The organism is Micromonospora yasonensis, assembly GCF_026013475.1.
GTDB lineage: Bacteria > Actinomycetota > Actinomycetes > Mycobacteriales > Micromonosporaceae > Micromonospora > Micromonospora yasonensis.
Map to the genome: position 1 here is coordinate 1 of NZ_JAPDPH010000041.1, position 13,146 is coordinate 13,146.

Genomic DNA, 13,146 nt, shown 5'->3' on the forward strand with positions numbered 1-13,146 from the left:
CCGCACCTACAGCGGCGTCACGGTGGCCAGCGGACAGAGCACCATGCAGAACATCCAGCTCACCACCTCGGGCCGGGTCACCGGCACGGTCACCGGCGCTGGTGGCGCGGCGCTCGCTGGCGCGACCGTGACCCTGGAGGGCGGCAACCTGCCGACCACCGACACCGTCACCACCGACGCGGCCGGCAAGTACACCTCCGACTGGGACCCGATCGGCAGCTACACGGTCACCTGCTCGGCCCCCGGGTACGCCTCCCAGGTGGTCACCGGGGTCATCATCACCACCGGCGGGCTGACCACGGTGAACTGCACCCTGAGCAACACCGGCACGCTCACCGGGGTGGTGACGAACCTCAACACCGGCGGCGCGATCAGCGGTGCCACGGTGACCTACAGCGGCGGCTCCAGCGGGAGTACCACCACCGACGCCGCCGGCCGGTACACGTTCACCGGGGTGACCGCCAGCACGTACTCCGTCACCGCGACGGCCGGCGGCTACCAGGCACGGACCTACACCGGAGTCACGGTGACCGCCGGCGTGACCAACACGCAGGACATCCAGCTCACCACCACCGGCCGGGTCACCGGAACCGTGACCACCACCGGTGGCGCGGCGGTCTCCGGCGCGACCATCACCCTGCAGGGCGGCAACCTACCCACGACCGATGCCGTCGCCAGCGACTCGACCGGCCACTACACCTCGAACTGGGATCCGATAGGCACCTACACGGTCACCTGCTCGGCACCGGGCCGTAGCACCCAGATGATCACCGGCGTCCCGATCACTACCGGAGGCCTGACCACCGTCAACTGCCAGATATAGGCGGATCCGCCAGATCACGTGCAAACGACGAGGCCCGCGGAAGCACGTGGCGGATCAACGCGCCGCCCAATAGGTGCGGGTGTTGACGAACTCGCGTAGGCCGGAGGCAGCCAGTTCCCGGCCGTATCCGCTGCGCTTGGTCCCGCCGAAGGGTAGGCGTGCGTCGGACGCGACCACGGCGTTGATGAAGGCGGCTCCGGTGGTGACCTGGCGGGCGATGGCGATGCCGTGTTCGGGGTGCGCGGTCCACACGCTCAGCCCGAGCCCGTACTGCGAGGTATTCGCCAGCCGGACGGCGTCGGCCTCGTCGGCGGCGATCGCGACGGCGGCGACCGGGCCGAAGGTTTCCTCGTCGAAGGCGACCACGCCGGGCGCGGTGTTCCCGAGGATGGTGGGCTCGAAGAAGTACCCGCTGCCCGGCAGCGGTCGTCCTCCGGTGAGCAGGGTGGCGCCGCTGGCGAGGGACTGGTCGACCTGTCGCTGGATGGTGTCGCGGAGGTCGCCGCGGGCCATCGGGCCGATGTTCGTGCGTGGATCGGTGGGGTCGCCGACAGTCAGGGCCCGGGTGGCGGCGACGAAGGCGGCGGTGAACTGCTCCGCGATGGGCGCCTCGACGATGAACCGCTTGGCGCACACGCAGCTCTGGCCGGCGTTGGTGAACCGGGCCTTCGCCGCAGCGGCGGCTGCGGCCTGGGGATCGGCGTCGGCGAGCACCACGAACGCGTCCGAGCCGCCCAGTTCGAGTACGGATTTCTTCACGGCACGGCCGGCCGCGGCTCCCACGGCCGCGCCGGCGCGGTTGCTGCCGGTGAGCGTCACCGCGGCGATCCGGTCGTCGGCGATCAGCCGCCGGGTGACCTCGGGGACGCGCGGCTCCTCCACCACGATCGTGGTGAAGACGCCCTCGGGCAGTCCCGCCGCCAGGAACACCCGTTCGATGGCCAGCGCGCAGCCGGTGACGTTCGGCGAGTGCTTGAGGAAGACCCCGTTCCCGGCGGTGATCGCCGGGATGGCGAAGCGCATCGCCTGCCAGAACGGAGAGTTCCACGGCATCACCGCGAGCACCAGGCCCATCGGCTCGTACGCGACCCAGGCGTCGACACCGTCGATCTCGACCAGCTCGTCCCCGAGGATCGCCGCGGCCTGCGACGCGTAGTACTCGCAGGTCACGGCCGACTTCTCGATTTCGGCGGCCGCTTCGGCGAGCACCTTGCCCATCTCGTCGGTGATCAGCCGCGCGAACTCATCCTTTCCGGCGCGCAGCGCACATCACGCCGATCTCCCCAATCTCTGTCGGAATTTTTCGATCGAGAGTGAACCGGGCGCAGTCGGGGCGCGTGCCTTCCGGTGGGACCCGAGGTCCTGGCATGGCTTCGCCGGCGCCCTGTCGTGGGCCGTGTCGACCCCGGGCCCCGCGGGGTCTCCAGGTCACGAGACCCGGTCGCCAGCGGGTTCGTCCGGACGTGACGGACCGCCTGCGTCGGCGTTGGACAGAGGAGGCCACCACACCGAACGGCACTACTCGGCGGCAGTCGGGCTTCGCGACCGGCCGGTGCCGCCCGCAATCCACTCTTCACCACTCGGGCAAGAAGGGAACCTGGCATGCACGCACGACATCGCCGTACCGTCGTCCCACGCCGCAAGACCCTGGAAGCACCGAATGGAGGCGGCTGCGTAGCACCAACGCGCGCCCGCCGCCGAACGCGAGGGACGATCGCGATGCTGGCCCTGGCCGCATCCGGGCTGTCCATGACCGCGGTCGGCGCCCCAGCGAACGCCGAGCCGGGCGGCCCGACGATGCTCGATCCGAGGCTGGCGGTGCGGACCGTAGCCACCGGGTTGATCAGCCCCACCGGCCTGGCTTTCATCGGCGTCGACGACATGCTCGTGCTCGAGAAGACCACCGGGCGGGTCCAACGCGTCGTCAACGGAGCCATCGCCAGCACGCCGCTGGACCTCGCCGTCAACTCCGGCTCCGAGCGAGGCCTGCTCGGGATCGCCCTGCACCCGGACTTCCCGACGAATCCTGGGGTCTACCTGTACTGGACGGAGAGCACGACCGGCACCGACACGAGCATCCTCGGCGAGACCCCACTGCTCGGCAACCGGGTCGACCGGTTCGTGTGGGACGGCACAACGCTCACCTTCGACCGCAACCTGATCCGGATCCGCGCCCGGCAGGAGGACGCCGGCCAGCCCGCACGCGCGAACCACAACGGCGGGGTGATCAGCTTCGGCCGTGACGGGAAGCTGTACACCTTCACGGGCGACCTCGGTCGGCGTGGCCAACTGCAGAACCTCACCTGCGGCGCGACCGCCGCCTGCCCGGGGCCACCCGTGCCCGACGACCAGTTCGGCGGGCCGGCACCAGACAACGCCCACCTCAGCGGCGTCGTCCTGCGCCTCAACGACGACGGCACGACGCCGACCGACAACCCCTTCTTCGGTCCTGGTGCGGCCATGGGCGGCGAGGTCGGCGCCACCGTGCAGAAGATCTTCTCGTACGGCCACCGCAATGGATTCGGCATGGCCGTCGACCCCGCCACGGGCAATATTTGGATGCAGGAGAACGGCGACGACAGTTTCAGCGAGGTCAACCGGCTCGAGCCGGGCATGAACGGCGGCTGGGTCCAGATCGCCGGGCCGGTGCAGCGAATCGCCCAGTTCAAGGAGATCGAGACGACGTTCGGCGGCCGGAACCTCCAGCAACTCCGCTGGCCGCCGAGCAACATCGCGGACAGCCCGCAGGAGGCGCTCGGCAGGTTGTTCATGCTTCCCGGGGCGCACTACAGCGATCCCGAGTTCAGCTGGAGGTGGGAGCTCGCCCCCGGCGGAATGGGCTTCCTCAACAGCCGGACGTTCGGGCCGGAGTTCCAGGGTGACCTGTTCATGGGTGCCGCGACGGCCACCCTCAACGGGGGCTACCTGTTCCACTTCAACCTGACCGGCAACCGCCGGAAGATCGCCGTCGACGACCCGCGGCTGGAAGACCGGGTGGCGGACAACCTCGCCAAGCACGAGATCACGGAAAGCGAGAGCCTCCTGATCGGCCGGGACTTCGGCGTCGTCACGGACATCGAAACCAGCCCGGACGGCAACCTGTCCGTCCTTTCGCTGACCAATGGCGCGGTCTACACGATCCACCGGCGCTGACGACCATCAGCCCCGACGGGGGTGACCCGCCTGTCCGCCGTGCCGGGCCTGCGGGTCACCCTCTCGCATCAGCGTCTGCGGCAACTGTGGTGGCTCAGCGGCTGCCCACTTCACCTTGTCCACCCACGGTCGAGGTTCTCTGATGATCAGGCCGACGCGCTAGGGTCGGTCGGCTGCTTGCGGCCGAGCGCGTGCCGGCGTTCGGCCTCGGACTTCACTGCGGCCAGCGCGTCGGCAACCGTCGCCTCCCATCGCCGCGCGACCACCGCCGCCCACCGGGCACCCGGCGCCCAGCCGTCGGTGCCCATCTCGCCGGTGTACTCCAGTCGGGTGCGGCCGCCGCCGTCGGTGAGCGAGAAGCGTTCCCGAACGTACGGCACAGGGCCGCGCGCGAGGCGGAAGTCGACGGTGTCGGGGCGGGTGAAGGTAACCGTCTCGACCGTCTGGGTGACCAGGCCACGGCCGACCGGCGTGCGGTGGGCAGCCAGGACCATCCCCTCCCCGCGTTCCAGCACCTGGATCTTCTCCCGTTGGGCCTTCGTGGGCCGGCCGAGGTAGGGCTGGGCGATCACGTCGAAGACCAGCTCGCGGGGCGCGTTGATGTCGAGTACCTGCGGCCCGAGGGCGCGTGTCCGCCGGCCGATGCCCAGATCTATGGTGAGCTGGCCGGAGACCAGTGCCCGGTACCCGACCACGCCCGCGGCCGCGGCCGTGGCCGCGATGGTCCAGCCGAGCCGTGCTGCCATGATCGTCTCCGATCTCCTGTCCGGCGCTGGGGAGTCACCGTTCGCTGTCAATGCGGTTTCACGGCCGTCAGCAGCGCGTAGCCGAGGACACGATCGGCGACGGCGGCGCGGGCGGCGGCCAGCACCGCCGGGGCGCGGTCGAAGTCCACGCCGAGGGCCTCGGCCCGCGCTCGTGCGGTCATACGCACGAGCGCCAGGCGGGCCTCGATCTGATCGATCATGGCCGCTATCGCGTCGTCGCAACGTTCGGTGTGGGTGACCGTCAGCCCCGCGCCGCGCAGCAGGGCGGCGTACCCGTCCAGGGGGCGGGCGTCGGCGACACAGGCGATCCACGCTCCCAGCCCGGCCAGCTCGGGCGGGAGCCGCTCGGCATTGACGGTGACGTCGGTGATGCCGAGCCGACCGCCGGGGCGCAGCACCCGGGCGAACTCGGCGGCGGCGGCGGGTTTGTCGGGGAAGGTGCAGAAGGCACACTCGCACACCACCGCGTCGACCGACTGCGCATCGACGGGTAGCCGTTCGGCGTCGGCTACCTGGAACCGGATGCGGTCGGCGAGGCCGGCGGCCTGTGCGGTGTCGGTGGCGAGGGCGACGTTGGCGTCGGACAGGTCCACGCCGGTGACGTCGACGGCGTACTCGGTGGCGAGCGCCAGAACGGTGGTCCCCCGGCCGCTGGCGACATCGAGGACGACCTTCCCGGGGCGCAGGTCCAGCCGGTCGGCCAGCCGGCGGGTGAGGGCGAGGCCCCCAGGGTGGTAGGAGTCGCCGAGCAGCAGGGCCACCACGTCAGAGCCGTAGGTGGCGGCGCAGCATGCTTTGGCTGCGGCGGCCGTAGGCGGCTGGATCGGGACGCTCATCGGATCCCGCGGCCGACGTTGGTGCGGTCCGGCGCGATGCGGCGTTCGCCGTCCGGGCGATGCCCCACGCCGCTCCCGGCGATCTTCGAGCCGTAGGGCGAATCGATGAGGATCGGCTGCAGTGGCCGCGAGTTGGGCACGACGTCGGCCACCGTTACGCCGGACATCTGTTCGCGGACCTGTTCGCGGTAGCCGACGGAGTTGTAGGCGCAGAACGGTATCAACCTGCCGTCCGGGGTGATCTCCTCGACGCAGCATTTCATCAGCTGCTTGACGTTGAGGGTGTACGGATCCTGGAAATCCTGGATGACGATCATGAAGGCGCGGTCGGTGAGGTTCGCGACCGCGTCGGGCAGGTTGATGCCGCAGGCGTCGGCGCAGTCCAGCGCCGCGGCGGTCTGAGCGAGGCGGTCGCGCGTGGTGTCGGTGCCCATGAACGCCGACGCCGACCACAGCTTTTCCAGCGCCTCTCGTACGGCGTGGTCCGGCACGACCCGGTTGGACACGTAGTCGAGGTAGTCCTCGACGTTGAGCAGCCTCGGGATCGGCACCACGGCGAAGTCCGGCGTACCGGGGGCGCCTTCGGTGAGCAGGTAGGTGATGGACCGGCAGGTCGGGAAGCAGCACGGCACCGGGAAGAAGTCCTTGGCCTGGAACCAGTCGGGCACCTGCTTCGCGATGAGGTGGATGATGTCGGAGTTGGTCAGCCGGGTCAGCGGGTCGAAGGTGACGTGCCGGCCGGAGTGGGTGACCGGCTGGAACGAGACGCTGCGCACCGCCGGGTGAGCCAGGCCGTACCTGATGATGGCACCGAGTTCGTGTTCGTTGAGGCCGCGTTCGACCGCAGCGACGAGGGTGACGGTCAGCCCGACGTCGGCACAGTTGTCCAGGGCCTGCTGCTTGATGGCGCGTAGGTCCCGGCCGCGGATCTCCCGGTGGGTGCGCTCGTCGAACCCGTCGAACTGCAGGTAGATGTTGACCGGCCGGCCGGGCCGGTTGCGTTCCCCCAGCGCGGCCACAAATCTCCGGTCGGAGGCGAGGCGGATGCCGTTGGTGTTGAGGTTGACCGCCTTGATCGGGCGTGCCTGGGCGGCGTCGATGAAGTCGAGGATCTGCTTGTGGATCGTGGGCTCGCCGCCGGAGAACATCACCACCTCGGCCTCGCCTTCGCTTTCCACGAAGACGTCGAGCATCCGCTCGCACTGCTGCAGATTGATCGAGTAGCCGTCGGGTTGGTGGCCGGAGTCGGCGAAGCAGATCGGGCAGTCCAGGTTGCAGCCGGTGTTGACCTCGATGATGCCCAGGCAGGCGTGCTGCTTGTGCTCCGGGCACAGGCCGCAGTCCGAGGGGCAGCCGTCGCGGACCTCCGTCTGAAAGGTCAGCGGGATCGTGCCGGGCTTGTTGAACCGGGCGCTGTCGAGATACATCTGCGCGTCGCCGTACACCAACGCCTCGAACGGGCCGTGCTCCGGGCAGCGCTTGCGCAGGTACACCTTGTCGTCGCGGATGTTGACCTGGCCATCGACGACGATCTTGCACACCGGGCAGATCGACTTGGTGTACTCGACGAACACCTCGTCCCGGTCCCGCTTCGCCGCCGATGACACCGGAGGAACGGGGACCCGTTCAACAGCGGCCATGACTGCTCCTCGCGGCGGGCGATTCTGCTTGCCGTGATCAGCCTCGCGAAGACCAAACGCGTCCTTCCGTGATCACGCTTTCCCAACCCTCCCTCCGCCGAGGCTGTCGCGCCCGGAATTTCGGCAAAGCGGCACGGTACAGCGCGATGACGGTGTACACCCAGGTCGGTGCCACCGAACGCGAAGGGGGGCCGAGCCAGCGGTCACCGTGTCCGTTACCGCTGGACGCGGGCGCCGCCGCCGCGCACGAGAGCCTCGACTTCTTTCAGGCTGGCCATCGAGGTGTCACCGGGCGTGGTCATCGCGAGGGCTCCGTGAGCCGCTCCGTATTCCACGGCGGTGGCGAGGCCACGGTCTTCCAGCAATCCGTAGATCAGTCCGGAGGCAAAGCTGTCGCCGCCGCCAACGCGGTCGAGGATTTCCAGTCCGGGTCGATGGGTCGCTTCAACGAAACCGATGTCGGTGGACCAGGCAACGGCACCCCAGTCGTTGACCGTGGCGCTGCGGACCGTACGCAGGGTGGTGGCGACGACCGTGAAGTTGTCGTACTCCTTCGTGACCGCCTCGATCATCCGCTTGAAGCTGTCTGCTTCCAGGTGGGACAGCGAGGCGTCGGTGCCGGGCACCTCGAAGCCGAGCGAGGCGGTGAAGTCCTCCTCGTTGCCGATCATCACGTCGACATAGCGGGCCAGTCGGCGGTTGACCTCCTGCGCGCGGCTCTGCCCGCCGACCGCCTGCCAGAGGCTGGGCCGGTAGTTGAGGTCGTACGAGATGACGGTGCCGTGCCGGGACGCGGCCGCCATGGCCGCCTCCATGGTGTCCGGGGTGGTCGCGGACAGCGCGGCGTAGATGCCTCCGGTGTGCAGCCAGCGCACCCCGAGCGTGCCGAAGAGGTGATCCCAGTCGATGTCGTCGGGGCGCAGCTGGCTGGCGGCAGTGTGGCCGCGGTCGGAGGTGCCGACGGCGCCACGTACGCCGAACCCGCGTTCGGTGAAGTTGAGCCCGTTGCGGACGGCGCGTCCGGTCCCGTCGTAGGGCATCCATTTCACGAGCGACGTGTCCACTCCGCCCTGCAGGACAAGGTCCTCCAGCAACCGGCCCACATCGTTGTCGGCGAAGGCCGTGACCACGGCGGTACGCAGGCCGAAACAGCGGCGCAGGCCGCGGGCCACGTTGTATTCGCCGCCGCCTTCCCACACCCGGAAGCTTCGAGCCGTGCGAACCCGGCCCTCGCCCGGGTCGAGGCGCAGCATGATTTCGCCGAGCGACACCAGGTCGTATCGGCACTCCCCGGCGGGACGGAGCTGGAGCATCGGTCATGCCTCCGAGGTGGGGCGGGCAGCGGCAACGGCCGCCGCGGTACGGGCTGTCACCTCGTCCCAGCGGGCGGCGGCGATCAGGTCGGGAGCGACCATCCAGGTACCACCGACCGCCAGGACCGCCGGATGGGCAAGGTAATCGGCGAGGTTGCGGGTGTTGACTCCGCCGGTCGGGATGAATCGCAGCGAGCGGAACGGGGCGGCGAGCGCCTTGACCATTGCGATGCCGCCGAGTTGCTCGGCCGGGAAGAACTTGACCGTGTCCAGGCCTGCGTCGAGCGCCATCTGGATTTCGGTGGGCGTTGCGGCGCCCGGGAAGACCGGGACGCCGAGTTGCTGACAGTGCCGTACGACGGCGGGTCCGAAGCCGGGGCTGACGACGAACCGTGCGCCGGCCTCGACGGCCTGGTCGACCTGGGCCGGGGTCAGCACCGTGCCGGCGCCGACGAGCAGTTCCGGGCGCTCGGACATGACGCGGATGGCGTCGGCGGCGGCCTCGGTTCGGAAGGTCACCTCGATGCTGTGCAGGCCGCCTTGGACGAGGGCGGCGGCGAGTGGGTCCGCGTCGCGTGCGTCGTCGAGTACGACGACCGGGAGGATGCGGCTTGCGCCGATGGTCGACGCAACACCTGTCTGTTCATCATTGTGAACGCTAGTCACATATATGACCCTACCGGCGCCAGTCGCGGTGTCAACCCGCTAAAGTGGCCGCCATGGCATCACCCGAGCCGTTCCCGCCGGTGAAGTCCGCCGGCCGGACGCTGGAGGTACTCGAGGCGCTGGCCGCCTCGCCCCACCGGCGTTCCCTGGTCGACCTGTCCCGCGCCCTGAACATCCCGAAAAGCAGCCTGCACGGCATCCTTCGGACGATGACTCAACGCGGCTGGGTGGAGAGCGACGACACCGGAACCCGATTCGGGCTGGGCGTCCGCGCCCTTCAGGTCGGCGCCGCCTACCTCATGACGGACGACACCGTGGGCCTGTTGGGCGGGGTGCTGGACGACCTGTCGCAGCAGTTCGGGGAGACCGTCCACCTCGGACGCCTGGACGGCGCACATGTCGTCTATCTGGCCAAACGCGAATCGGTGCACCCCTTGCGGCTCTACAGCGCGATCGGCCGGCAACTGCCGGCCCACGCCACCGCCCTGGGCAAGGTACTGCTCGCCGACCGCCCCGACGACGCCCTGGACCAACTCCTGGCCTGGCCGCTGCCGGCCCTTACCGCGCACACCATCACCACACGGGACGCGCTGCGCGCCGAACTCGCCACCGTGCGGGCACGCGGCTACGCCGTGGATCGCGAGGAGAACACCGAAGGCATCTTCTGCTTCGCGATGGCCGTACCGTTGCAGGCACCGGCGACCGACGCCATCAGCCTGTCCGTGCCGGCGGCGCGGCTCGGCGCGGACAGCGAGGAACAGATCGTGGCCGCCCTGCGCCGGGCCGTCGACCAGGTCAAGGCCGCGCGCGGCCTGCTGTCCACGGCCTGAGGCGGCCAGTCCCCGTCGGCCGGTTCAGCCGCGGACGCCGGTCAGCCCGGCGACGTGGTCGATCAGCACAGCGCGCAACTCGTCATGGTCGCGAAGGTCCGTTCCGAAGATCTCCTGGATGTCCAGCATCGAGCTGACCAGCCGGCGCGGGTCGCCATCACCGGTAGCCGCGGCGGCACGGAGCCGGTCGGCCAACGGGTCCTCCAGCGGCAGGTCCCGGTCCCGGACGTCCCGGCCCCGAGCCACGTACACCATCCATCCGGCGACTGCGAGCGCGGCGTACCGTGGCACGGCGCCGGCCGCGAGGCGATCCCGGATCGTGCCGAGCAGCCGGACCGGAAGCTTCTGCGATCCGTCCATGGCGACCTGGACGGTACGGTGCCGCAGCGCCGGATTGGCGAAGCGCGCCAACACCTCTCGCCGGTAGTCGGCCAGGTCCAGGCCGTCGGAAACGCGCAGAGTGGGCGCGACGTCCTCGACCATGAGCGCGGCCGCGGCAGTGGCGAGGTGATCGTCGGCGAGGGCGGCCGCGATCGTCTCGTGGCCGCGCAGCGCGCCGAGGTAGGCAAGCATCGAATGGGTGGCGTTGAGCATGCGCAGCTTCACCGTTTCCCACGCTGCGACATCCCGGGTCAGCACCGCGCCGGCGAGCTCCCACGCGGGCCGGTCGGCCGCGAAGTCGTCCTCGACGACCCATTGGCTGAAGGGCTCGGTGACCACGACGCCCCGGTCTTCCAGGCCCAACACCGCTAGGGCCTCGGCTCGGTCCTCGGCGGTGGTGGCGGGCACGATGCGGTCCACCATGCATGACGGGAAGCGCACAGAGGTGGCGATCCAGTCGGCGAGACCGTGGACTTCAGCCGGTGGCAGCGCGTCCAGGAAGTCGTCGAGCAGCCCGCGCAGGACGGTGCCGTTGCCGACCAGGTTGTCGCACGACAGCAGGGTGACCGGGCCGGCGTCGGACGCCAGCCGGCGTTGGAGCCCGCGCACCAGCTGGCCGACGGCGGTCCGGGGTGGGCGGCCCGCGAGGTCGGCCATCACCTCCGGGTCAGACCGGTCCAGCCGGCCGGTAGCGCCGCGGCGGTAACCCTTCTCGGTCACGGTGAGGGTGACGACGCGTACGGCGGGGTCGGCGATCCGGTCGACGACGGCGACCGGATCATCCGGTCCGACCAGCACCTCCCGCACGCTTCCGACCACGCGCAGGGGTGCCGCGCCGCGCCCGCGTTCCAGTACGGAGTAGAGGCCGTCCTGCGGGCCGAGTTGGTCACGCACGGACGCCGACCGCTGGGTGACCCCGGTGATGCCCCAGTCGTCGCGCCCGGTCGCCGCCGCGGCCAGCTCGGTGAAGACTGCCTGGTGCGCCCGGTGGAAGGCACCGATCCCGAGATGCACGACGCCCACCCGCAGCGCGCGTGGATCCACGGCCGGGGCGGTCCACGAGGTGCGCCTGCCGTGACCGGCGGCGGGTTCTAGGGTCGCGAGGGAGAGTCGGCGTGCCCCGGTGGACACCTCGAAGGCCGGGCTCACAGCACCGCCCCCAGCTGCCACGGCACGATCTCCTCACCGCCGAGGCCCATCTCCTCACTGGCGCTGCGCCGGCCCGACGCGACGTCAAGCAGCAGGTCGTAGACCTGGCGCCCCATCTCCTCCACGGGCAGGCCCTGCTCGACCACCGGCGAGCAGTCGAGGTCGATGTCGCCGGCCATCCGTCGGGCCATCTCGGCGTTGCTGGCGATCTTGACCGTCGGGACGGGGCGGCTGCCGAAGACCGAGCCGCGGCCGGTCGTGAAGCAGACGAGGTTCGCACCGCCCGCGACCATCCCGGTGACGGACACCGGGTCGTAGCCGGGAGTGTCCATGAAGACCAGTCCCGAGCGCGGGACCTGCTCGGCGTACTGCCGCACGGCGGTCAACGGGCTGTGGCCCGCCTTGGCCACCGCGCCCAGCGACTTTTCCAGGATGGTGGTGATGCCGCCCTCCTTGTTACCCGGCGAGGGGTTGGCGTCCATCGTCGTTCCTTGGCTCTGGGTGTACTCCTCCCACCATCGGATCCGTTCCATCAGCGCCTCGGCGACGTCGGGGCTGGTCGCGCGGCTGGCCAGCAGGTGCTCGGCGCCGTAGACCTCGGGGGTCTCGCCGAGCAGGGACGTCGCTCCGGCGGCGACCAGCAGATCGGAGGCCACGCCGAGGGCGGGGTTGGCGGTGAGGCCGGACCACCCGTCGGAGCCTCCGCACTGCAGGCCGAGGACGAGTTCCTCCACACCGACCTCGGTGCGCGCCGTGCCGGCGAGCTCGCCGATCATCTCGCGGACGAGTGTGACGCCGTGCTGGACGGCCGAGGACGTACCGCCGACGTCCTGGATGGTGTAGGACGAGACCGGCACGCGGTCGGCGACGCCGAGGTCTGTCATCACTCCCGTCACCGCGTTGACCTCGCAGCCGAGCCCGACCACGACGAGGCCGCCGATGTTCGGGTTTCGGGCATAGCCGGCGAGGGTGCGTCGCAGCAGCTCCCAGCCGTGGCCGTGGGCGGCCATGCCGCACCCGGTGCCGTGGGTCAGCGCAACGACTCCGTCGACGCCGTCGATTCCCTCGGTGTCGTCTTCGGTGATCCGGGCCACCTTGCGGGCGACCGTCGCGGAGCAGTTGACCGTGGTGAGTACCCCGACGTAGTTGCGGGTGGCCGCCCGGCCGTCCGGTCGGCGATAGCCGTGGAACGTGCGGCGGAGGTCGGGCGGCAGCGCCGGGGTGGCCGAGGGCGCCGCGCCGGCCGCCGCTCGGGCGGCGGCGTCGTCCGGCATCCCAAGGTTGTGCACGTGCACGTGCTCGCCCGCGCGGACATCCGTCAGCGTACGCCCGATCACCTGGCCGTACTTGCGCACGAGCGTCCCCGCGGCCAGGTCGCGTAGGGCCACCTTGTGTCCGGCGGGAACGCCGGTGCGCAGGGTCAGCTCTCCCCCACCGCGCACCTCGACCCGGGCTCCGTCAGGCATGGCCGCGGTCGCCACGGCGACGTCATCATTCGGGTACAGAAGGACCAGATTCATCGGAATTGCGGCGTGGAAACCCGGCCGTGCAGGGCCGGGAGGAAACGCCGCCCCCTCCCTTGGGATAA

11 protein-coding genes are annotated in these 13,146 nt (G+C 70.3%); 3 read left to right on the forward strand and 8 right to left on the reverse strand.

All coding sequences use genetic code 11. The annotated features are described in order from the left end of the window. A partial coding sequence (locus ONA70_RS11580) for a carboxypeptidase-like regulatory domain-containing protein (protein WP_265006386.1) occupies positions 1-823 on the forward strand: 823 nt, incomplete at its 5' end. 54 nt (positions 824-877) lie between these two features. On the opposite strand, the gene ONA70_RS11585 is transcribed toward ONA70_RS11580, so the two are convergent. Then, positions 878-2,086: an aldehyde dehydrogenase family protein gene (locus tag ONA70_RS11585; protein WP_265006419.1), complete on the reverse strand. Its 1,209-nt coding sequence runs from the start codon at positions 2,084-2,086 to the stop codon at positions 878-880. Between the two features lie 456 nt (positions 2,087-2,542). Between ONA70_RS11585 and ONA70_RS11590 the strand changes: the two genes are divergently transcribed. Beyond that, the gene (locus ONA70_RS11590) at positions 2,543-3,976 is read left to right on the forward strand and encodes a PQQ-dependent sugar dehydrogenase (RefSeq protein WP_265006387.1); all 1,434 of its coding nucleotides are present in this window, start codon (positions 2,543-2,545) and stop codon (positions 3,974-3,976) included. 146 nt (positions 3,977-4,122) lie between these two features. On the opposite strand, the gene ONA70_RS11595 is transcribed toward ONA70_RS11590, so the two are convergent. From ONA70_RS11595 to eda, 5 genes are all read right to left on the reverse strand, one after another. Continuing rightward, positions 4,123-4,722: an SRPBCC family protein gene (locus tag ONA70_RS11595; RefSeq protein WP_265006388.1), complete on the reverse strand. Its 600-nt coding sequence runs from the start codon at positions 4,720-4,722 to the stop codon at positions 4,123-4,125. A gap of 47 nt (positions 4,723-4,769) precedes the next feature. After that, positions 4,770-5,579 carry a class I SAM-dependent methyltransferase gene (locus ONA70_RS11600; protein WP_265006389.1) on the reverse strand — a complete coding sequence of 270 codons (810 nt, stop codon included), beginning with the start codon at positions 5,577-5,579 and terminating at the stop codon, positions 4,770-4,772. Continuing rightward, complete coding sequence (locus tag ONA70_RS11605; protein ID WP_265006390.1) at positions 5,576-7,219, reverse strand: radical SAM protein; 1,644 nt, start codon at positions 7,217-7,219, stop codon at positions 5,576-5,578. Before ONA70_RS11605 ends, ONA70_RS11600 begins: the two co-directional genes overlap by 4 nt. A gap of 215 nt (positions 7,220-7,434) precedes the next feature. Next, a complete protein-coding gene (locus tag ONA70_RS11610) occupies positions 7,435-8,472 on the reverse strand; it encodes a sugar kinase (protein ID WP_406601184.1) in 1,038 nt (345 codons plus the stop codon). A gap of 63 nt (positions 8,473-8,535) precedes the next feature. Continuing rightward, entirely contained in the window at positions 8,536-9,198 is a 663-nt protein-coding gene (gene eda / locus ONA70_RS11615; RefSeq protein WP_265006392.1) for a bifunctional 4-hydroxy-2-oxoglutarate aldolase/2-dehydro-3-deoxy-phosphogluconate aldolase, read from the reverse strand. Positions 9,199-9,251: 53 nt separating this feature from the next. Here eda and ONA70_RS11620 point away from each other — a divergent pair, with 53 nt between their 5' ends. Further along, complete coding sequence (locus tag ONA70_RS11620; protein ID WP_265006393.1) at positions 9,252-10,028, forward strand: IclR family transcriptional regulator; 777 nt, start codon at positions 9,252-9,254, stop codon at positions 10,026-10,028. A gap of 24 nt (positions 10,029-10,052) precedes the next feature. Here the strand turns inward: ONA70_RS11620 and ONA70_RS11625 are convergent, their stop codons facing one another. Both ONA70_RS11625 and ONA70_RS11630 read right to left on the reverse strand, forming a co-directional pair. After that, positions 10,053-11,423, reverse strand: coding sequence for a mannitol dehydrogenase family protein (locus ONA70_RS11625; RefSeq protein WP_265006394.1), 1,371 nt, complete (start codon positions 11,421-11,423; stop codon positions 10,053-10,055). A 131-nt stretch (positions 11,424-11,554) separates the two neighbouring features. Further along, positions 11,555-13,078 carry a UxaA family hydrolase gene (locus ONA70_RS11630; protein ID WP_265006395.1) on the reverse strand — a complete coding sequence of 508 codons (1,524 nt, stop codon included), beginning with the start codon at positions 13,076-13,078 and terminating at the stop codon, positions 11,555-11,557. Positions 13,079-13,146: the final 68 nt, after the last annotated feature.

Coding starts and splice junctions, on each gene's coding strand:
- ONA70_RS11595 (WP_265006388.1), bottom strand. CDS start 4,722: ATGGCAGCACGGCTCGGCTGGACCATCGCGGCCACGGCCGCGGCCGCG.
- ONA70_RS11620 (WP_265006393.1), top strand. CDS start 9,252: ATGGCATCACCCGAGCCGTTCCCGCCGGTGAAGTCCGCCGGCCGGACG.
- ONA70_RS11630 (WP_265006395.1), bottom strand. CDS start 13,078: ATGAATCTGGTCCTTCTGTACCCGAATGATGACGTCGCCGTGGCGACC.
- ONA70_RS11610 (WP_406601184.1), bottom strand. CDS start 8,472: ATGCTGCGCCTCGACCCGGGCGAGGGCCGGGTTCGCACGGCTCGAAGC.
- ONA70_RS11605 (WP_265006390.1), bottom strand. CDS start 7,219: ATGGCCGCTGTTGAACGGGTCCCCGTTCCTCCGGTGTCATCGGCGGCG.
- ONA70_RS11590 (WP_265006387.1), top strand. CDS start 2,543: ATGCTGGCCCTGGCCGCATCCGGGCTGTCCATGACCGCGGTCGGCGCC.
- ONA70_RS11600 (WP_265006389.1), bottom strand. CDS start 5,579: ATGAGCGTCCCGATCCAGCCGCCTACGGCCGCCGCAGCCAAAGCATGC.